13 protein-coding genes and 2 riboswitches are annotated in these 20,067 nt (G+C 65.9%); of the genes, 8 read left to right on the forward strand and 5 right to left on the reverse strand.

The features are described from left to right. Positions 1–182 precede the first annotated feature (182 nt). Positions 183–371, forward strand: a complete 189-nt coding sequence (locus tag BM279_RS04005; RefSeq protein WP_093501123.1) for a PA3496 family putative envelope integrity protein — start codon at positions 183–185, stop codon at positions 369–371. 86 nt (positions 372–457) lie between these two features. Continuing rightward, positions 458–2,641, forward strand: coding sequence for a patatin-like phospholipase family protein (locus tag BM279_RS04010; protein WP_093501125.1), 2,184 nt, complete (start codon positions 458–460; stop codon positions 2,639–2,641). A 9-nt stretch (positions 2,642–2,650) separates the two neighbouring features. Here BM279_RS04010 and BM279_RS04015 read toward each other — a convergent pair whose 3' ends face one another. Then, positions 2,651–5,362 carry a DEAD/DEAH box helicase gene (locus BM279_RS04015; protein ID WP_093501126.1) on the reverse strand — a complete coding sequence of 904 codons (2,712 nt, stop codon included), beginning with the start codon at positions 5,360–5,362 and terminating at the stop codon, positions 2,651–2,653. A 203-nt stretch (positions 5,363–5,565) separates the two neighbouring features. Here BM279_RS04015 and BM279_RS04020 point away from each other — a divergent pair, with 203 nt between their 5' ends. The 4 genes from BM279_RS04020 (at position 5,566) to BM279_RS04035 (ending at position 12,389) form a co-directional block, all read left to right on the forward strand. Next, positions 5,566–6,699: an efflux RND transporter periplasmic adaptor subunit gene (locus tag BM279_RS04020; RefSeq protein WP_244154106.1), complete on the forward strand. Its 1,134-nt coding sequence runs from the start codon at positions 5,566–5,568 to the stop codon at positions 6,697–6,699. Further along, positions 6,696–9,782, forward strand: a complete 3,087-nt coding sequence (locus tag BM279_RS04025) for an efflux RND transporter permease subunit (protein WP_279626486.1) — start codon at positions 6,696–6,698, stop codon at positions 9,780–9,782. The genes BM279_RS04020 and BM279_RS04025 overlap by 4 nt, the downstream gene beginning before the upstream one ends. Continuing rightward, positions 9,779–11,125, forward strand: coding sequence for a TolC family protein (locus BM279_RS04030; RefSeq protein WP_093501130.1), 1,347 nt, complete (start codon positions 9,779–9,781; stop codon positions 11,123–11,125). The genes BM279_RS04025 and BM279_RS04030 overlap by 4 nt, the downstream gene beginning before the upstream one ends. A 949-nt stretch (positions 11,126–12,074) precedes the next feature. Continuing rightward, positions 12,075–12,389 (forward strand): hypothetical protein, encoded by a 315-nt coding sequence (locus BM279_RS04035; RefSeq protein ID WP_093501132.1) that lies wholly within the window; start codon positions 12,075–12,077, stop codon positions 12,387–12,389. On the opposite strand, the gene cobM is transcribed toward BM279_RS04035, so the two are convergent. From cobM to BM279_RS04055, 4 genes are all read right to left on the reverse strand, one after another. Further along, entirely contained in the window at positions 12,352–13,125 is a 774-nt protein-coding gene (gene cobM / locus BM279_RS04040; protein WP_093501135.1) for a precorrin-4 C(11)-methyltransferase, read from the reverse strand. The two genes, BM279_RS04035 and cobM, sit on opposite strands and share 38 nt — an antisense overlap. Positions 13,126–13,252: 127 nt before the next feature. Then, complete coding sequence (locus tag BM279_RS04045) at positions 13,253–13,660, reverse strand: cobalamin biosynthesis protein (protein WP_093501137.1); 408 nt, start codon at positions 13,658–13,660, stop codon at positions 13,253–13,255. Continuing rightward, complete coding sequence (locus BM279_RS04050; protein ID WP_093501139.1) at positions 13,657–14,367, reverse strand: CbtA family protein; 711 nt, start codon at positions 14,365–14,367, stop codon at positions 13,657–13,659. The genes BM279_RS04045 and BM279_RS04050 overlap by 4 nt, the downstream gene beginning before the upstream one ends. A 10-nt stretch (positions 14,368–14,377) precedes the next feature. Continuing rightward, the gene (locus BM279_RS04055; RefSeq protein ID WP_013793513.1) at positions 14,378–14,563 is read right to left on the reverse strand and encodes a CbtB domain-containing protein; all 186 of its coding nucleotides are present in this window, start codon (positions 14,561–14,563) and stop codon (positions 14,378–14,380) included. Between the two features lie 95 nt (positions 14,564–14,658). Beyond that, positions 14,659–14,860, reverse strand: a riboswitch (cobalamin riboswitch). A 71-nt stretch (positions 14,861–14,931) separates the two neighbouring features. Continuing rightward, a riboswitch (cobalamin riboswitch) is annotated at positions 14,932–15,113 on the forward strand. Positions 15,114–15,210: 97 nt separating this feature from the next. Here BM279_RS04055 and cobW point away from each other — a divergent pair. After that, on the forward strand, positions 15,211–16,260 hold the full coding sequence (cobW, locus tag BM279_RS04060; protein WP_093501141.1) for a cobalamin biosynthesis protein CobW: 1,050 nt from the start codon (positions 15,211–15,213) through the stop codon (positions 16,258–16,260). A gap of 12 nt (positions 16,261–16,272) precedes the next feature. Further along, a complete protein-coding gene (cobN, locus tag BM279_RS04065; protein ID WP_093501143.1) occupies positions 16,273–20,001 on the forward strand; it encodes a cobaltochelatase subunit CobN in 3,729 nt (1,242 codons plus the stop codon). The last annotated feature ends 66 nt before the right edge of the window (positions 20,002–20,067 follow it).

The raw sequence follows: 20,067 nt of genomic DNA on the forward strand, positions 1-20,067 counted from the left end.
CTCGCGGCTAAAGCCCCTCCCACGAGTTCGCTGGATGTCTGCTTCTGCCTTGTAGCAGCCGCTTTTATAGCGTCTAGATCGTGAACAGCCGCGAGCCCGTCACCCAGGCGTCACGCCTTGTTCCTCAAACTGTCATCGCATTCGCGGAAGCTAGTCTCCCGTAATCAACCTGGAGACCTGCCATGGCTCGCCATGTGGACGAAGCGTTGCACCCGGAACAGAGCGTGGTGAAAGCCCGCCGCAAGCTGCTCGACGAGCAGCGTATGCGCTATCGCCGCGCCATCGAGGCCTACGGCGAGAATCGCCGCCTGCAATCGGAAATCAGCAGTTTTCATGATCCCTTCGCGGGCGAATCGCGCCGCCTGCACTGATTCCAGACCAAACATTTTCGCGTTGCGCATCCCTGACGGCGAGGCTCCTATAATGGCGCTTTTTCGCCCAATACCAGGGATGTGCCATGCGTCGTCTGCTCGTTCTGCTGCTCCTGCTCACCCCTCTGCTCGCTATCGCCCAGGAACCCCAGCCCAGGGTCGGCCTGGTGCTTTCCGGCGGCGCGGCGCGGGGGCTGGCGCATATCGGTGTGATCAAGGCGCTGGAGGAGCAGGGCGTGCGCATCGACGCCATTGCCGGTACCAGCATGGGCGCGGTGATCGGTGGCCTGTACGCCTCGGGCTACAGCGTCGCCGAGCTGGAGCAAGTGGCGCTGACCATGGATTGGCGCGAGGTACTTTCCGATGATCCGCCGCGTACCGATGTGCCGTTTCGTCGCAAGCAGGATGACCGCGATTTCCTCATCAAGCAGCGTCTGAGCTTTCGCGACGACGGCAGCCTCGGCCTGCCACTGGGTGTGATCCAGGGCCAGAATCTGGCGCTGCTGCTCGAACGTCTACTGGTGCGCAGCAGCGACGTGCGCGATTTCGACCGCCTGCCGATTCCGTTTCGCGCCGTGGCCACCGATATCGCCAATGACGAGAAGGTGGTTTTTCGCAGCGGTCATCTGCCCCAGGTAATCCGTGCCAGTATGTCGATCCCCGCAGTGTTCGCGCCGGTCGAGCTGGACGGGCGCCTGCTGGTCGACGGCGGCATGGTCGACAACATTCCCGTCGACGTGGCGCGCGACATGGGCGTCGATCGGGTCATCGTCGTCGATATCGGCACGCCGCTGAAACCGCGCAAGGAACTGCTTACCGTGGTCGACGTGCTCAACCAGTCGATCACCATGATGACCCGCCGAAACTCCGAGCAGCAGCTGGCGACGCTACGCGACAGCGACGTGCTGGTGCAGCCGAATATGACGGGCTTCGAGGTCACCGACTTCGGCCGTGGCGAGGAACTGATCGAAGCCGGCTACCTGGCCGCCAAGGCGCTGCAGCCGCGCCTTGCGCAGCTGGTGCGTCGCGGCGGTGGTAATCCTGCACTGACCCTGGCGCGTAGCGCCCAGCAGCGCGCCCCGGTGATCCACGCCATCCAGGTGGACAACGATTCCAAGGTCGGCGACGAGGTGATCCGCAATTACATCCGCCAGCCCATCGGCGAGCCGCTGGACATGGCCACGCTGCAGCGCGATATGGGCACCCTGTACGGCCTGGATTACTTCGAGCGCGTACAGTACCGGGTGGTCAGCCATGACGAGCGCAACACCCTGGTGATCGATGCACGGGAAAAACGCACCGGCACCGACTACCTGCGTCTGGGCCTGAATCTCTCCGACGATTTCAACGGCGACAGCGTCTTCAACCTGGGTGCGAGCTTTCGCAAGAACGGCATCAACCGTCTGGGCGCTGAGTGGCTCACCAGGGTGCAGCTGGGCGACCGGCAAGAGCTGTTCAGCGAGTTCTACCAGCCTCTGGACGTTGGCTCGCGCTGGTTCGTGGCGCCCAGCGTGCGGGTCGATGCCTGGAACGTCGAGTCGGTGTTGGACAATGACCCCATTGCCGAATACCGGGTGCAGCGCTATGGCTACGGCTTCGACATCGGCCGCCAGATCGCCAACAACGGCGAGCTGCGTTTCGGTATTGGCCAGGCCTGGGGCGATGCCAAGGTGCGTATCGGCGAGCGCGATCAGCCCGAGTTCAGCTTTACCGAGGGCTACTACGAGATGCAGTACTCTTTCGATACCCTGGATAACGTCGACTTCCCTCACGAAGGTGAGGCGATCGAGTTGAAGCTGCGCCAGTACGATGCCAGCCTCGGCGCCGACGATCGTTACCGGCAATGGCAGATCAACCTCGACAAGGCATTCAGTCAGGGGCCGCACAGCCTGGTCATCGGTGGGCGCTACGGGCGCACGCTCGATGATGCCGAAATCGTCACCTCCAGCTTCCAACTGGGCGGCCCGCGACAACTCTCGGGCTTCCGCCAGGACGCCCTGGCCGGTCAGAACGTCAGCCTTGGGCGGCTGGTTTACTACCGGCGCATGACGCCACGTTCGTTCCTGCCACTGGATTTTCCGCTCTACCTCGGCGCCTCCCTGGAGCGCGGCCGGGTGTGGAACAACGATAACGCCTTCGACAGCGGTTACATCAATGCGGCGAGCGTGTTCCTGGGGTACGAGACGCCGCTGGGACCGCTGAATTTCAGCTACGGCCTCAACGACGAGAACGAGAAGGCCCTATACCTGAACCTCGGCCACAGCTTCTGAGGGGTGCTGCTACAGGCGCTGCAGCAATGCCTGTAGCGCCCGTTCCGGTTCCTGGCTCCACAGCCCGTAGCTCAGCGGCAGCACTTCCAGGCCGGCGCGGGCCAGCACCCGGTAGCGCTCCAGTTCGAGAAAGCCTTCGCCCTCACCGGGAAAGCCGATCAGGTCGATGGCCAGGCACTTGTCGCCGCGTTGGCAGAACACGTCCAGCAGCAGACCGGCCAGCGGGTAACGGGTCCAGGTGGCCACGCCGTGCGTCTGTAGCGCCGCACACAGGGCGCGTTCGAAAGCGTCCTGCTCGGGTTGCTGGTGAGTGGGCCTCGGCGCTTCGCCGGCGCTTTCCAGGTAGCGGCGCAGCAGGTGGTCGGTGGGCAGCTGGCGTTCGTCGCCGCTGAATAACACCACCTGACGTTCGCGGGCCCGGGTGATCGCCACGTTGAACATGTCGGGGCGGTTCAGGTACACCGCCGCCTGGCTGGCATTGGCGTCGAGTGCGAAGCTGATGATCATCAGGTCGCGCTCCTCGCCCTGAAAGCCGTAGGGTGTATCCACCAGCACACGAAAATCGCGCAGGCGCTGCAGGTCGAGGCCGGCGATGCGCTGGCGGATCGCTTCGACCTGATCGCGAAACGGTGACACTACACCGATGCTTGGCTTCACCGGGCTGTCGGCGTAGCGGGTGATGTGTTCGTCGATCAGCTGCAACACGTGTTCGAGCTCAACCTGGTTGACGCCATTGCGCGCACGCTCGCCGTCCAGGCGTTGCACCTGCAGGCTATCGCAGTGGGCCAGGCTTGGACGCTCCTTCATCACCCGCAGGCGGTTGGCGTAGAACCACTGGTTGCTGAAGCGGATCAACGCCGGACGGCTGCGAAAATGCTCGTCGAGAAAGGTCAGCGCGCTCTGCTCCGGCAGGTGCAGGCCCACCAGGTCGAGCACGCTGTTGTCGCGGTAGCTCCAGCGCTCGCGTTCTTCACCTGGCAGTCCGCTGCGCTGCAGCAACTGAACCTCGCGGTTGCGCGACAGGAACGACAGATGGCGCAGCTGCCGGGCGTCGCCAGTGATCACTGCGCGGCGACAGCGCTGGAAGGCCGGCAGGGCCGAGGCGATATCGCACTGGGTGGCTTCGTCCATGACCATCACGTCGAACAGGCCGGCCTTGAGTGGCAGCAGGCGATGCAACTCATCCAGCGTCACCACCCAGATCGGAAAGGCGGTCAGTAGCGTCTGCGGATCGATGTCCTCGAACAGCGCCAGTTGCCGTTGCGATTGGCGGGCGCGAATTGCCTGGTTGTACTGCACGAACAGCTGGCGCTTTTCGGCCAGCAGACCGCTCAGGCTTGAGGCGCGACGTGCGTTGATGTAGTCACGGCTCAGGCGCTCACGGTGCTGCTGGCAGTCGCGCAGTTCATCGAGCAGCGCCCAGGGGCGCACGCTGTCACGTACACGCCAGCGCACCCAGGGCAGCAGCAGGAGGCGCCTGATGACATCCAGGGTGCCGCGCTCGGCCTTGAGGATCAGCCGGCTCCAGCGCAGCGCTTGCCCGCAGCGGGTCGCCAAGTCCTTGGCCTGGCGCCGTTCTAGCTTGATCAGGTGGCGCAACTCGCGCTGCAGGCCCTGCTCTACATCCGCCGGCGTGTTTGGCACCTGGCCCTGCAGCAGGCTGGCCAGGCGGTCGCGCAGGGTTTGCTGCAGGCTACCGCCGTCGCTCTCCAGCACCGCGTCGCGCAAGCCGAAGTCCTCGCGCAGTTTCTGGCCGATGACTCGCACTGCCTGGGCGCTGCGGCTGACCAGCAGTACCGACTCGCCGTGCAGGTAGCGGTCCAGCGCCAGGGCCGCCAGGGTGTAACTCTTACCGGTACCGGGCGGGCCGGAAATCTGGCTCAGCGGATAGCGCGCGGCATTGGCCAGCGCCAGGCTCTGGGCATTGCTGAGCTGGGCCGGCAGGGCCTCGGGCGAGCTTTCACCCTGGCGTGCGGCCGGCTGCAGCTCGCCGAGTAGCTGGCGCAAGGGCGCCGACCATTCGTGGGTTTCCTGCAATTGCTGCAATTCATGGACGATGCCGCGGCTGCCGCTGCCACGTGGCACCAGCGCGACGACGGCCGCGGCGCGTAGCGACAGGCTGCGGCGTCGCAGTGCCTTGGCCACCGCATCCTGATCTTCCAGGGCTGGGAAACCGCTGGCGGCGAGTACGTCGGTCACCCGCGTACGCTGGCTGATCCAGCCCAGCAGATCGCCCAGCACATGGGCGTCGATGGGCGCGTCGGGCAGCGGCAGATCGTCGAGTGAAGCGTTGTGATCGTCGATCAGTTGGCGCAGCAGACGCCAGTTCGCCAATGGCTGGCTGGGGTCGATGGCCAGCAGGTGGGCGTCGCCTTCGCTACCGTTGTTCAAGGTGGCTTCGTAGTACACCAGTGGCGCGCAGAACGCCGTGGAGGGACCACTTTCGGTGCTGAGTCGCCCGCACACCGGCAGTACGCCGTAGACCAGCTGCAATTCACGTTGGTAGAGGCTTTGCTGGCGCTCCAGTTCGGCGCCAATACTTGGTGGCAGCGCCAGCAATGGCAGAGCGCCGTTGGCCAGCTCTTCGCGGCCATCGAGCCAAGCCAGGCGGCCAGCCTGCAGCGTGGAGAGGTTGTCGAGGTTCAGGTCGCGGCTATCGGCCAGGTAGGCACTGCGGTAGAAGGCCAATAGGCGGGCGATCCTTGCGTCGTGTCCCTGCATCATGTGTCCGTGGCGGCCTGAGGTCAGGCGGCGACTCTACCGCTGCAGCACCATGCTGTCATCGGACGGTCGGCAGCTGCTGTAACGCATTGTCATGTAAATACGGCAAACGGTAGGGCAATAACCCGCGAAATCCGTTAAAACGTTCGACTCCGGCAACAGGGCTCGTGCCGATTTTCTTTCCCTCACTGCGAAGAACCTGCATGGCTCCGTCCCGAATACTCCCGCTCGTGATGTGCATCGTGCTGGTCGGTGTCGGGCTGGCCTGGTGGCTACGCCCGTCGCCCACGGCCGTAGCTCAGGCTCCCGCTGCGGTGCCGGTGGTGGTGCACGAGGTGGTGCCTGCCAATGTCCCGGTGCTATTGCGCACGTTGGGGCGGGTGCGGGCGCAGAGCAGCGTCGAAATCCGCGCCCAGGTCGATGCCACGCTGGTCGAGCTGCCGGTTGCCGAAGGGCAGCAGGTACGCAAGGGGCAGTTGTTGGCACGCCTCGATGACCGCAGCCTGCGCGCCGCACTGCAGCAGGCCCAGGCCGAGCGCGATGTGACCCGTGCGGAACTGGATATCGCCCGCATCGACTTGCAGCGTTACCAGAACCTGGTGCGCGAGCGCGCCTCGCCCGCGCAGACCCTCGACCAGCAGAAGGCCCTGGTGGCCCGCCTGCAGGCCACGCTGGCGACCCGCGATGCGGCGGTGAATGCCGCTCGCGTGCAACTCTCCTACACGCGAATCGAATCGCCCATCGAGGGCCGCCTGGGTATTCGCAATGTCGATGTCGGCAGCCTGCTCAGGAGCAATGACAGCGCCAGCCTGTTCTCGGTGGTGCAGATCGACCCTATCGATGTGGAAGCCACCTTGCCCCAGCGCCGCCTGCCCGAGCTGCAGCGTTTGCTGGGTGCGGTTCAGGAAACGCCAGTGCAGGCGTTTGCCGAAGACGGTGGCGCGTTGCTCGGCACCGGTACCCTGGCGCTGATCGATAACCGCGTCGCGCTGGACACGGGCACGCTGCGCTTCAAGGCGCGTTTCGCGAACGCCCAGCAGCAGCTGTGGCCGGATCAGTCGGTGGTGGTCACCCTGCAGACCGGGCTGCTCGAGCAGGCGCTGGCGGTACCCCTCGAGGCCCTCCGCCAGCGCACCGAGGGCACCTTCGTGTGGCGCGTTGAAGGTGAGCAGGTACAGCCGGTGGCGGTGAAGGTACTGCACGAGGACGAGCAGCGCGCGGTGGTTTCCGGCTTGGCGGCCGGTGATCGGATCGTCACCGATGGCCAGTCGCGGTTGCGCCCTGGGGTTACCGTCAGGCGTGTCGAGCCGGTATCCGTTGGCGGAAATCAGCCTTGAGGCGGCCACGCGGCTTCTACGCGCTGTGCATCGCCCATCCGATCGGCATGATTCTGCTCGCCTTGGCGCTGATCCTGGGCGGCGTCATTGCCTTCGCACGCCTGCCGCTGGCGCCGCTGCCGGAAGTGGATGCGCCGACCATCGAGATTTCCGCGCAGATGCCCGGCGCCAGCGCCGAAACCATGGCCTCGTCGGTCGCCACGCCTCTGGAGGTGCAGCTCAGCGCCATTCCCGGCGTGGACGACATGACCTCGGCCAGCTCGCTGGGCCGGGTCGAACTGATCCTGCAGTTCAGCCTCGACAAGAACATCGACGCCGCCGCTCAGGAGGTCCAGGCCGCGATCAACGCCGCCTCCTCGCGCCTGCCCAGCCAACTTCCCGAGTTGCCGGTGTGGCGCAAGATCAACCCCGCCGATACCCCGATCCTGATCCTCTCGGTTACCTCCGGCACCCTCTCGCCGTATGAGGTCAGCGACCTGGCCGAGTCGGCCATCGCCCGCCAGCTGAGCCAGATCGAAGGCGTCGGCATGATTCGCCTCAACGGTCTGCAACGCCCGGCGATTCGCATCCAGGCACGGCCAGAGCGGCTGGTGGCTGCCGGCGTCACCCTGGCGGACATCCGCAGCGCCGTGCAGCGAGCCAGCGGCAACCGGCCCACCGGCGCACTGGTCGGCCAGCATCGACTGTCCACCCTGGACAGCAATGGCCAGCTGTTCGAGGCCAGCGAGTACGCCGACCTGATCGTCGCCTACCGGAACGGCGCAGCCATTCGCCTGGGAGACGTGGCAAGCGTGGTGCCCGGTGCGGAAAACGCCTACACCCAGGCCACACCCGATGGAAAACCCGGCGTGGCGGTGGTTATCCGTCGTCAGCCGGGTGCCAACATCGTCGCTACCGCCGATGCGGTCACGGCGGCGCTGCCCGAGCTGACAGCCGGCCTGCCGGCCGATCTCGAGGTCAAGGTGCTCAACGATCGCACCCGTACCATTCGCGCCTCGCTGCACGAGGCCGAGCTGACCCTGCTGATTGCCGTGGCGCTGGTGATCGGCATCATGGCGCTGTTCCTGCGCCAGTGGTCGGCGACCCTGGTGGTGTTCGCCGTTCTGGCGACTTCGGTGATCGGCTCCTGCGCGGCCATGCTGGCGTTCGGCTTGTCGCTCAACAACCTGACGCTGGTGGCGATCATCGTTGCTGTGGGGTTCATCGTCGACGATGCCATCGTCGTCGTGGAAAACATTCACCGGCATCTGGAGCGGGGTGTCGGCCGGGTCCAGGCGGCCCTCGACGGGGTTCGCGAGATCGGCTTCACGGTGGTGTCCATCAGCCTGTCGCTGGTGGCGGTGTTCATACCGCTGTTTTTCATGAGCGGCTATGTGGGCCGTCTGTTTCGCGAGTTCGCCCTGGCGGCCACCTCGGCGATCATGATTTCCGTGGTCATCTGCCTGACCCTGGCGCCGGCGCTGGCCGCCCTGTGCATGCGCCCGCTGGACAACCATCACGGGCCAGGCCCGACCATGCGCCGCGTACTGCGTGGCTACGAGGGCGCGCTGGTGTGGGCGCTGGATCACCCGCGCAGCATCCTGGCGGTGTTCTTCGCCTGCATCGCCATCAGCGTGAGTGGTTTCGCGCTGATGCCCAAGGGCTTTTTCCCGCTACAGGACACGGGTTTCATGAATGGCACGGTGCAGGCCTCGGCGGATATTTCCTACGAGGCGATGCGCACCAAGAGCCGGCAGGTTGTGGATATCCTGCGCAACGACCCGGATGTCGTGGCCTTCAACGCCGATATCGGCAACGACGGCAGCTACAGCGTCGGCGGCCTGGCCGTGGTGCTGACCGACCCGGATGATCGTTCGGTCAGCGTCGAGCAGATCATCGACCGACTTCGTCCACAGTTCGCCGCCATTCCCGACCTGCGCGTGACCCTACGGGCAGGGCAGGACATCAACCTCGGCTCCCGGGCATCGCGTGCGCAGTACCAGTACATCCTGCGCAGTCGCTCGCTGGAGGAGCTGGCCGTCTGGACGCCGCGTCTGACCGAACGGCTGCAGGGGCAGGCGATGTTTCGCGACGTGAACAACGACCTGCAGTTCGACGCCTCGATAACCCCGGTGCAGATCGATCGCGAGGCTGCCGCGCGCTATGGCTTCTCGGCGGCGGATGTAGACGAAGCGCTGTACGACGCCTTCGGGCAACGGCGGATCAACGAGATCCAGACCGCGTCCAATCAGTACCAGGTGGTGCTCGAGCTGAGCAGCAACCAGCGCCAGCGGGTGCAGAGCCTTGAGCTGTTCCAGCTGCGCTCACCGATCACCGGGCAGCTGGTGCCACTGAGTACCTTCGTTCAGGTGCTGCCGGCCAAGCCGGCGCCGGTCAGCATCAACCACAGCGGCATGTTGCCGTCGGCCAACCTGTCGTTCAATCTGGCACCCGGCGTAGCGCTTGGCGACGCGGTGGTGGTGTTGCGTCAGCTCGAGCAGGAGATCGGCATGCCGGCCAGCATCGGCGGGCGCTTCAGCGGCGCCGCTCAGGCTTTCCAGCAGACCCTGGCCTCGCAACCCTGGCTGATCCTGGCCGCGCTGGTCGCCGTATACATCATTCTGGGTGTGCTCTATGAGAGCCTGGTGCACCCGCTGACCATTCTCTCGACCATTCCGTCGGCCGGTATCGGCGCCTTGCTGCTGCTCTGGTTGTGGGGGCTGGATTTTTCCATCATGGCGCTGATCGGCCTGATTCTGTTGATTGGCATCGTCAAGAAGAACGGCATCCTGTTGGTCGATTTCGCCCTGCAGGCCCAGCGCCAGGGCATGGCACCTCGTGAGGCGATCCACCAGGCCTGCATGGCTCGCTTTCGGCCGATCCTGATGACCACGCTGGCCGCGATGTTCGGTGCTGTGCCGCTGATGCTCGCCTTCGGAACCGGCGCCGAGCTGCGTGAGCCGCTGGGCGTCGCCGTGGTCGGCGGCCTGTTGTTCAGCCAGGTGCTGACGCTGCTGACCACGCCGGTGGTCTACCTGATGATGGATCGTCATCTGGGCAGGCGGCGCGCGTCTGATTTAGCGCACCCGGAGGGTGTGAGATGAGGGCCGTGTTACTGGCGCTGGCTTGCTTGCCACTGTTGGCCTGCAGCAGCCGCGAGCCTCTGCCGCCAGCGCCCTTGCCAGCCCAGGCGGTGGCCGAGCTGCCGCAGGCCTGGTGGCAAAGCCTGCAGGATCCGGTGCTGGATCAGCTGGTAGCGCTGGCGCTGCGTGACAACCTCGACCTGGCGACAGCGACCCAGCGTATTCGCGAGCAGCGCGCGCTACGCCGCCAGGCTGCGGGTAACCGGTATCCGACCCTGAACATGACCGGCAGCCACGAAAAGGGTCGTAGCGCCCGCGATGGCCGCGACGAAGACTACTTCTACGGGCTGGATTTGAGTTGGGAGGCCGATCTGTTCGGGCGCCTGGGTGCGCTGCAACGCGCCGCCGAGGCCAACCTGCAGGCGTCGGATGCCGACTACCAGGCGTTGCGCGTCAGCCTGATTGCCGAGGTGGCCAGCACCTACCTGAACTATCGCCTGGCCCAGCATGAGGTCGATATTGCAGGCCGTGCAGCCGACAGCCAGGCGCAGATCGCCCGAATCACCCGGGTACGTTTCGACCAGGGCACCGCCAGTGGTTTCGACGTCGAGCGCCTCGATACCCAGGTGGCAATCACCCGCGCGGTCATCCCACAGGCGCGTCAACACGGTGAAGCGGCGCGTTACGCGCTGGCCTATCTGCTCAATGCGCAGCAATCGCGAATCGACGGGTTGCTGGCTGAACCGGCGCAACCGCTGGCACCCCGTGACGAGCGCCTGCTACCGCTATTGCAGCTGCCCGCCAGCAGCCTGCGTGCCCGAGCTGACGTACGCGCCGCCGAGCTGCGTCTGCTGGCTGCCGACGATAGCCTGGATGCGGCCAAGGCACTGCGTTATCCACAGCTGACCCTCGGTGCCCTGGTGGGCTTCGAGCAGGGCGCGAGCGTTCCGGCCTGGACGCTGAGCGCACAGGCCCTGCAGCCACTGTTCGATTTTGGCCGCATCCGCGCGGGCATCGAAGCCGGCGATGCACGCCGCGAGCAAGCCTGGCTTGGCTATCAGGCCAGCTTGGTACAGGCGTTAAGGGAAACCCGCAGCGCCATCAGCGCCTACGTCGAAGGGCTTGATCGGCAGCGGTTGCTGGACACGGCAAGCCAGTCGGCAGCCAGTGCCACCGCGCTGGCGCAACGGCAGTACGACGCCGGTACCTTATCGATGATCGAGGTGCTGGATGCCCAGCGCACCCAGTTCGATACGCAGCTCGAACAGCAACGGGCCGCCAGTGACGTTGCGCTGCGCTGGGTTGAGATCTATCGCACCCTGGGCTTGGCACCCGTGGAGAAACAGCGGGATTCGGGTGGATAAGGCGCTGTGCTGCAGCGTTTAGTGAGCCGCTCGCAGGCCCGGGATGCAGCCGATTGCATCGCATTGCTCGAACGGCTTATCGTTTGGAGGCGTTCCGCATCGCTGTCGACCTATGACTTGGCAAATCACCCGGCAATCTGTTCGCTATCATCGTGGTGATAGTCTTGCTCCCGGCTATTGACGAATATCCGGATTTATCACGTTTGGCGGGGGCTTTGGGGGGGAAATGAAGGGTGTAACGACTGTAGTTGGGCTGCTGGCGCTGTTGGGGGGGTGTGTAAGCACCCCCGACCAGCCGAGTTTGGCTCCTGTAGCGGTGCAGGCACCGGCAACGGCACCTAGCGTAGTAGCGCGTCCGCAGGGCGTGCCGGCTCCACAGCTGTCGAATTTCCGGCCAACGCCGGTTGTGCCGCTTGCCCTTGCCCGTTCTGCAAGCACGGCGCCGCCAACATCGTTGCCGCCCGCTCGCGCGGCTGCTGGCGTAGATCCGGCAGTGCCTGCGGTGCGCACGGCGGCCGCTCCTACGGGGCGCCAGACTGCCGATGTCGCTCAGGCCGCGGTACCCGCGGTGGCCGCCGCGCCCGCTGTGGTCGCGCCGCCTGTCAAACCGACCGCGCCCCCACCTGCGAAAGCTTTAGCTACGCTGCCGCCGCCTGCCAAAACTACTGCGGTAGCTGAGCCCCCGCGTCCTGCCAATCCAATGATCGAGATGCGCCCTGGGCGTTTGATCGTTCCGGATGATGGCGGTTTTATACGGGTAGAGCCGATCAGCGAGGCGTCAGACGCTGCATCGATGTCAATCAGTGCCAATTGAGCCTGCAAGCCCAGGCAAGCGATGCGGGCCTGGGGCTGCCGGCATTTGCGCATCTTCAGCTCAGGGGCAGGCGTGCGAGCGACAGGTGCGCTGGCAACTGCACCGCTGTGGGAGTGCCGGTGGTTGCGGGCTGAAATGAACGAGTGGCTGGACATCCTGTATCGCTATTGTGGCGAGGTGCTGAGCGGCGACTCGGCGTCTATCGCGCAATTGCGCGCCGCTGGCTTCGACTGCAGCGCAGGACAATGGAGCTTTTTCCTGCCGGCGCTGCATGTCTGGCTGGCTAACCTGACGCCTACCCAGGCCCCACTTGATTACCCGGCCTTTCTCAAGCAGTTGTACGCCAGCGACTTCAACGAGCGCCTCGCCCGCCAAGGCGCCCAGATCGTCATCGCCGACAACCGTGGCCAGGTCAGCGAGAGTCTGTATCGTCTGCAGCGCCTGTCCTGAACAGGTGGCGGTGGCCTTCGTTGTAGAGCGCCGAATCGGCGAAGTCTTCCGCCCCCAATACCTGGCCGACGAGAATCAGCGCGGTACGCCGGAAACCCTTGGCGCTGACCTTGGCCTCGATATCCGCCAGGGTACCGACCGCCCAGTCCTGGTCCGGCCAACTGGCGCGATGCACCACCGCGATCGGGCAACTGGCGCCGTAATGCGGCAGCAGCTCGGCGACGATCTCTGGCAGGTGCTGCACGCCCAGGTGGATGGCCATGGTCGCGCCGTGGCGGGCGAGATCATGCAGCTGCTCACCCGTCGGCATCGGCGACTTGCTGGCGTAGCGGGTGAGGATCACCGTTTGCGACACCGCCGGCAGCGTCAGTTCGCTCTCCAGCAGCGCGGCGCAGGCGGCTGTGGCGGTCACGCCGGGAATGATCTCGAAGGGGATGCCCAGCGCACGCAGGTGACGAATCTGCTCGCCGATGGCGCCATACAGCGACGGGTCGCCGGAGTGCACCCGCGCTACGTCTTCTCCGCGCTCATGAGCGGCGCGCAGCAGGGCGACGATCTCATCCAGATGCAGCTCGGCGGTGTTCACCACCTGACGGGCGCGGTGGCCGGCTAGCACCGCTTCGGGCACCAGCGAGCCGGCGTAGAGGATTACCGGGCAGCTGTGGATCAGGCGCTGGCCCTTGACGGTGATCAGCTCGGGGTCGCCGGGGCCGGCGCCGATAAAGTAGACGGTCATTGGATTCCTGGGTGTAGGGTGGAAGATGCTTTTCTCTTCCACCGTGGTGTTCGGCTTATGCGGTCGCCAGGTGGGGGATCGCCTTCCCTTGGATCGAGAAAGCGTGGGCTACGCGCCCCGATCCACCCTACGGATCGCTGCGAGCAACGGCCATTGTCGCGTTGGGGCTCTTGCGCTTGGTTATCCACAGGCGAGCCGGTCGATTGCTCGAGCGTTCGGCCAGCGCCAGGGCGCTGGCTTCGGCAACGCCCGGGCTGCCGGTGACACGCTGGGCGATGGCCGAGGTCTGGCTCAAGCGCCCATGGTAACCCGCCAGCACCTCGGCGGGCAGGAAGTGGATCGGCAGGTTCAGGTGCGCTGCCAGTTGCTGCAAGCCTGGCTCATCGACCTTGTGGTCGCTGCTGGCCAGGGCTGTCAGCTCGGCAGTGCTCGAGCCATGTTCAGCCAGGGTGTCGTCGAGCAAGCTCAGCAGCTCTTCGAGCGAGCACTCGCGCCGGCAACCCAGGCCGGCGACGAGAACAGGCCGCTCACTCACTGTTGCTGGCGCCCACGGCCGTGGAACCAGGCGGCAGCCAGGCCCAGCGCCGCCCAGAACGCAGCGTTGGTCAGCAGTGAGGCGAGTATGAACTCATGTTCCAGCGCCTCGGGCGCCAGGCTTTCATGCACCTCGGGCTGCGGCGCGCCGAGCAGGTGGGGCAAGGCGAGAATCGCCACACCGAGAATGCGCAGCATCCAATTGCCGCCGAATGCCAGCAGCGCCAGGCCCGCCGCGGTCGACGCGGCCGCGCCGGTCCACCAGTACTGGCGCAGCACTAGTTCCGCTGCGGCAGTGCCCGGCAGCTCCGGCGGCAAGCCGCTGGCGGGCGCCAGGACGAAGGTGGCGAATCCGGCCAGGCCCCAGAGCAGGCCCTGCCAGGTTTTTTCCGGGGCGCGCAGGGTGAACAGGCCAGCGAGCATCAACGCGAAGCCGACGGCGACCACCAGATTGCTCAGGCCTGTGGATAACAACCGCTGCCAGCCGTCTTCGGGCGCCCAGGCTTCGCCGTCGTGGCTGTGGCCGCTCGCGCCATGGTCGTGGGCAGCGGTGGCGTCATGGCTGTGTTCGATGGCGGCAGGCTCCGCGACTTCGAAGCCTTCCGCCTGCAGGATCAGTGGGGTGACCCACAGGCTCTGCAGCACCGTCAGCACGATGGCGGCGAGCAGGCCGGCGAAGCCGGCGGTCTGGGCGATACGCTTGATCATCAGCAAGCCCTCAGTGGCACGGAAACGCGGCGCTGTGCCGGGTGTCGTGGGCGGCGTTGTGCAGGGCTTCGACGTGGGAGAAGCCGGCGAAGAAAATCAGCACGGCGCCCAGCACGCAGCTGCCAAAAGCAAGCAGGATGCGCTGTGACAGGGGCAATGTGGAAACGCTGGAGGTGGAAATGACGCTGCTGGACATGATCGTAGACCTCAGGGGTAGACGGCACAGCAGGACACGGCGAGACAGCCCGCACAGGCAGGCAGCGATCGGCGCGTGCCCGCCCACCGCGGGTTGCCAAACAGACGATCCAGGCCGGTCTCCGGGCTTGCGATGATCACCTTGCGGCGATGGGGATCGGCCTTCCCATGCATACGCACAGTGGCCAAAACGATCCTGGCATTCGCTTACCGTTGCGGGGGCAGCGCCGGACTCGAACCGGCTTCCCGTTTCACCTCACGCACGGCGGCGTGAGACACCTGAAACAACCAGCCAAGAACACCACGAAGCAATCAGGGCGTCAATATGCTGCAGGTCGCGCCGCGATTGACCGTGTCGCGGGGGCTGCGTAGCCTTGCATTCTTCGAGGTGCTGCTTGTCATCAAGCAGCTAAGAGGGAACACGGATCGCCGTGGCTGCCCCCGCAACTGTAAGCAGCGAGTGCGTCGCCAATCGCCACTGGGCAACCGGGAAGGCCGGCCGCGCGCCATGACCTGCCAGCCAGGAGACCTGCCTCGATAACGCTTTCGACAACCGGGCGGGGTGATCCGGTGATGCTCGGCATGGGTTCGCCCGTGCCTGCCATCCTATCGCCCGCTCGCCGTTTCTGCAGACTGCCAGGGGCTTCCATGAAAACGCTCGCCAAACTTCCCGTCACCATCGTCACCGGCTTTCTCGGTGCCGGTAAGACCACCTTGCTGCGCCACATGCTGGAAAACGCCGAGGGCCGGCGCATCGCGGTGATCGTCAACGAATTCGGCGAGCTGGGTATCGATGGCGAAATCCTCAAGCAGTGCTCCATCGGCTGCACCGAGGAAGAAGCCAATGGCCGGGTGTTCGAGCTGGCCAACGGCTGCCTGTGCTGCACCGTGCAGGAAGAGTTCTTCCCGGTGATGCGCGAGTTGGTGGAGCGTCGCGGCGACCTCGACCATATCCTCATCGAAACCAGCGGCCTGGCCCTGCCCAAGCCACTGGTGCAGGCCTTCAACTGGCCGGAAATCCGCAACGCCTGCACCGTCGATGCGGTGATTACCGTGGTAGACAGCCCGGCGGTGGCTGCCGGCACCTTCGCCGCCTTCCCCGATCAGGTCGATGCCCAGCGCAAGCTCGACCCCAACCTCGACCACGAATCGCCGCTGCATGAGCTGTTCGCCGACCAACTGGCCAGCGCCGACCTGGTGATTCTCAACAAGGCCGACCTGCTCGATGCCGGCGCGCTGGCTGCCGTGCGCGCCGAAGTGGCCGAGGAACTGCCGTCGGCGGTCAAGGTGGTCGAGGCTCATGGCGGCTCGCTGCCGCTCAATGTGCTGCTGGGCCTGAACAGCGAGACCGAGTTGCACATCGAGGGCCGCCGCACCCACCACGACGATGAAGACGACGATCACGATCATGATGAATTCGACTCGTTCCACGTGGAACTACCGGAAGCGGAAGAGGCGCGCCTGCTCGCTGCGCTGAAGGATGTGGTCGGCAAACACGGCATTCTGCGCGTGAAAGGCTTCGTCGCGGTGCCGAACAAACCCATGCGCCTGCTGCTGCAAGGCGTTGGCCAGCGGTTCGACAAGCACTTCGACCGCGCCTGGAAAACAGACGAAGCCCGAGTGACCCGCCTCATCGTGATCGGCCAGGAGTTGGATCACACCGCCATCGCCGCCGAGCTGAAAGCGGCGCTGGCGTAACCGGCGCCCATCATGCACCTGCTGCGTACTCAGCCCGGCCAATCGCTGCCGGCCGACAGCATCGCCGACCTCGGCCAGACACCCGCCGAGCTGGTGGTGCTGTGCACCGGCGATTCGCACCTGTCGCTGTTGGCCGAAGTCGCCCGCCATCTGCCCGAGGATTACCCCAGCCTGCGCCTGGCCAGCCCGGCGCAGCTGAGCAACAACGCCTCGGTGGATTTCTACGTCGAGCAGGTGCTCAGGCACGCCAAGGTCATCGTGATTTCCGTGCACGGCGGCGTCAGCTACTGGCGCTACGGCATCGAGCGGCTGGTGGAGTTGGCGGGGCAGGGCAAGACGCTGATTCTTGTTCCGGGTTGTGACAACCCCGACCCCGAGCTCACGGCGCTGGGCAACGTGACCACCGAAGATGCCGAGCGGCTCTGGCAGTACCTGCGCCAGGGCGGTGTGGATAACGCCCGGCAGTTCTTCAACTGCATTGCCGACCGTTACCTGGGCCGTGACTATGGCTGGCAGACGCCGCAACCGCTGCCGCGGTTCGGCCTCTATCACCCGCGTATCGGCAATGCCTCGCTACAGGACTGGCGCGGCGACTGGAAAGCGGATGCACCGGTTGCCGCCTTGCTGTTCTATCGCACCCATGTGCAGGCGGCCAACACGGCCTTCGTCGACACCTTCTGCCAGCGGCTGCAGGCCCAGGGCCTCAACCCGTTACCCATCGCCGTGGCCAGCCTCAAGGAGGCGGCCTGCCTGGCGCAGGTGGAGGATTGGCTCGATGAAGCGGGCGCCAGTGTGATTCTCAACACCACCGGTTTCGCCCAGTCCAACCCGGAGTCGCCCCAGGCGCGTCCGTTCCGCCGCGACGTGCCGGTGCTGCAGGCGCTTTGCGCCCTGGACAGCGAAGAACAGTGGCAAGGCAACGCCCAGGGCCTCGGCCCTCGCGACCTGGCCATGCATATCGCGCTGCCGGAGCTGGATGGCCGGCTGATCACCCGGCCCATCAGCTTCAAGGGCCTGGCCTTTCGTAGCGAGCGCAGCCAGAGCGACGTGGTCTGTTACCACGCGCACCTGCCCGGGATGGATTTCGTCGCTGAATTGGCGCGTCGTCAGGCCGACCTGCAGCGCCTGCCGGCTGTGGATAAGCGCGTTGCTCTGGTACTCGCCAACTACCCGACCCGCGATGGCCGCATCGGCAACGGGGTCGGCCTGGATACGCCAGCCGCGGCGCTGAATATCCTGTGCGCCCTACAAGCCCAGGGCTATCCGGTCGAGGGCCTGCCGGACAGCGGCACCGCGCTGATCCACCAACTGCTCGGCGGCGTGACCAACGACCTCGACAATCTCGACCTGCGGCCCTGCGCCCAGAGCCTGGCACTGGACGACTACCAGCGCTGCTTCGCGGCCCTGCCCGAGGTCAATCGCCAGGCGGTGCTGGAGCGCTGGGGCTCGCCGGAAAGCGACCCGATGTTCCGCGAGGGTCGGCTGATGATCGCCGGCCTGCGCTTCGGCCTGACCTTCGTCGGCATCCAGCCGGCACGGGGTTATCAGGTCGATGCCGCGGCGGTCTACCACGACCCGGACCTGGTGCCGCCCCACGGTTACCTGGCTTTCTATTTCTGGATGCGCCACGTTTACGGGGCCAACGCGATGATTCACGTCGGCAAGCACGGCAACCTGGAGTGGCTGCCGGGCAAGAGCGTCGGGCTTTCCGAAAGCTGCTGGCCGACGGCGATTCTCGGCGCGCTGCCGAACATCTACCCGTTCATCGTCAACGACCCCGGCGAAGGCGCCCAGGCCAAGCGCCGCACCCAGGCGGTGATCATCGACCACCTGATGCCGCCGCTGACCCGCGCCGAAAGCTACGGCCCGCTGCGCGATCTGGAGCGCCTGGCCGACGAATACTACGACGCCAGCCAGCTCGACCTGCGCCGCGCCAGCGAGCTGCGTGGCGAGATCCTGCAGAAGGTGCGCGAGGCCAGCCTGGATCGCGAACTGGGCCTGCAGCTGAACGATGATCCCGCCAGCTGGCTGCCGCAGCTCGATGCTTACCTGTGCGACCTGAAAGAATCGCAGATCCGCGATGGCCTGCACGTGTTCGGCGAGTCGCCGGCCGGGCAGTTGCGCCGCGACACGCTGCTGGCGCTGCTGCGCATTCCGCGTGGCGACGGGCAGGGCGGCAATGCCAGCTTGCTGCGCGCCCTGGCCAGCGACTTGGCACTCGATTTCGATCCCCTCGATTGCGATATGGCGGCGCCCTGGAGCGGCCCGCGGCCTGACGTTCTGTCTGGTCTGAGCGACGAGCCCTGGCGCACGGTGGGCGATACCCGCGAGCGCCTTGAACTGCTCGGATTACGGTTGATCGAGGGGGCCGGATCGGTCGGCCCGCTCAGCGAACTCGTGCTGCACGGTCTGCGCAGCCATATCGCTCCGCTGCTAGACGCCTGCGGTGACGCCGAGATGCACGGCCTGCTCAGCGCGCTCGAAGGCCGCTTCGTGCCCTCCGGCCCCAGTGGCGCGCCGAGTCGCGGGCGGCTCGACGTGCTGCCCACCGGGCGCAACTTCTACTCCGTGGACGTGCGCAACCTGCCCACGCCCACCGCCTGGCGCCTCGGTGTGCAGGCCGCCGATCGCCTGCTCGAACGCCACCTGCAGGACGAAGGCGACCACCTGCGCCAGCTCGGCCTTTCGGTGTGGGGCACCGCGACCATGCGCACCGGCGGTGACGATATCGCCCAGGCCATGGCGCTGATGGGCGTGCGCCCGGTGTGGCAGGCCGGTAGCCAGCGGGTCGAGCGTTTCGAGGTGCTGCCGCTGGCGCAGCTCGGTCGCCCGCGGGTGGATGTGACCCTGCGGGTGTCCGGCTTTTTCCGCGATGCCTTCGCCAATCTGATCCGCCTGTTCGATGACGCCGTGCAGGCGGTTGCCGATCTGGACGAAGCACCGGACATGAATCCGTTGTCCGCCCGGGTCTGGGAAGAAGCGCTGGCGCTGCAGGACGGCGGGCTGGACGAACACCAGGCACGGCGCCAGGCTGGCTGGCGGATTTTCGGCTCCAAGCCGGGTGCCTATGGGGCCGGCGTGCAGAACGCCATCGAAGAGCGCCTGTGGGAAAGCCGTGCGGATCTTGCCGAGGTGTACCTGAACTGGGGCGGATATGCCTACGGCAAGGGCGTCGAGGGCGCACCGGCTCGCGAGCAGTTCGCCGAGCGCCTGGAGCGCATGCAGGCGGTGCTGCACAACCAGGACAACCGCGAGCACGACATCCTCGATTCCAATGATTACTACCAGTTCCAGGGCGGCATGCTGGCGGCGGTGGAAACCTTGCGCGGTGGCAAGGCGGCCAGCTACTTCGGCGACAACAGCCAGCCTGACACGCCACGCATCCGTACCCTCAAGCAGGAACTGGCCCGCGTGGTACGCGCCCGTGCGGCCAACCCGAAGTGGATCGAGGGCATGAAACGCCATGGCTACAAGGGCGCCTTCGAACTGGCCGCGACCATCGACTACCTGTTCGCCTTCGACGCCACCAGCGAGCTGGTCGACGACCACCAGTACGCCCTGCTCACCGACGCCTACCTGATGGACAGAGACACCCGCGACTTCATCCAGCAGCACAACCCCGGCGCCCTGCAGGACATTATCGAACGCCTGCTCGAAGCCCAGCAGCGCGGCCTTTGGCAGGAGCCAGGCAAGTACCGCGAGGCCCTGGAAAACCTGCTGCTCGATAGCGAAGAAAGCTGACAACGCTCGTAGCCTGGCGTTGAGCGCAGCGATACCCAGGGCGATCTTCTGGGTGTCGCTGCGCTC

Source organism: Phytopseudomonas straminea (genome assembly GCF_900112645.1).
Taxonomy (GTDB): domain Bacteria; phylum Pseudomonadota; class Gammaproteobacteria; order Pseudomonadales; family Pseudomonadaceae; genus Aquipseudomonas; species Aquipseudomonas straminea.

Excerpts from the sequence above, each read along its gene's own strand:
- BM279_RS04005 (WP_093501123.1), top strand. The coding sequence starts at position 183 with ATGGCTCGCCATGTGGACGAAGCGTTGCACCCGGAACAGAGCGTGGTG.
- BM279_RS04010 (WP_093501125.1), top strand. The coding sequence starts at position 458 with ATGCGTCGTCTGCTCGTTCTGCTGCTCCTGCTCACCCCTCTGCTCGCT.
- BM279_RS04015 (WP_093501126.1), bottom strand. The coding sequence starts at position 5,362 with ATGCAGGGACACGACGCAAGGATCGCCCGCCTATTGGCCTTCTACCGC.
- BM279_RS04020 (WP_244154106.1), top strand. The coding sequence starts at position 5,566 with ATGGCTCCGTCCCGAATACTCCCGCTCGTGATGTGCATCGTGCTGGTC.
- BM279_RS04030 (WP_093501130.1), top strand. The coding sequence starts at position 9,779 with ATGAGGGCCGTGTTACTGGCGCTGGCTTGCTTGCCACTGTTGGCCTGC.
- BM279_RS04035 (WP_093501132.1), top strand. The coding sequence starts at position 12,075 with ATGAACGAGTGGCTGGACATCCTGTATCGCTATTGTGGCGAGGTGCTG.
- cobM (WP_093501135.1), bottom strand. The coding sequence starts at position 13,125 with ATGACCGTCTACTTTATCGGCGCCGGCCCCGGCGACCCCGAGCTGATC.
- BM279_RS04050 (WP_093501139.1), bottom strand. The coding sequence starts at position 14,367 with ATGATCAAGCGTATCGCCCAGACCGCCGGCTTCGCCGGCCTGCTCGCC.
- BM279_RS04055 (WP_013793513.1), bottom strand. The coding sequence starts at position 14,563 with ATGTCCAGCAGCGTCATTTCCACCTCCAGCGTTTCCACATTGCCCCTG.
- cobW (WP_093501141.1), top strand. The coding sequence starts at position 15,211 with ATGAAAACGCTCGCCAAACTTCCCGTCACCATCGTCACCGGCTTTCTC.
- cobN (WP_093501143.1), top strand. The coding sequence starts at position 16,273 with ATGCACCTGCTGCGTACTCAGCCCGGCCAATCGCTGCCGGCCGACAGC.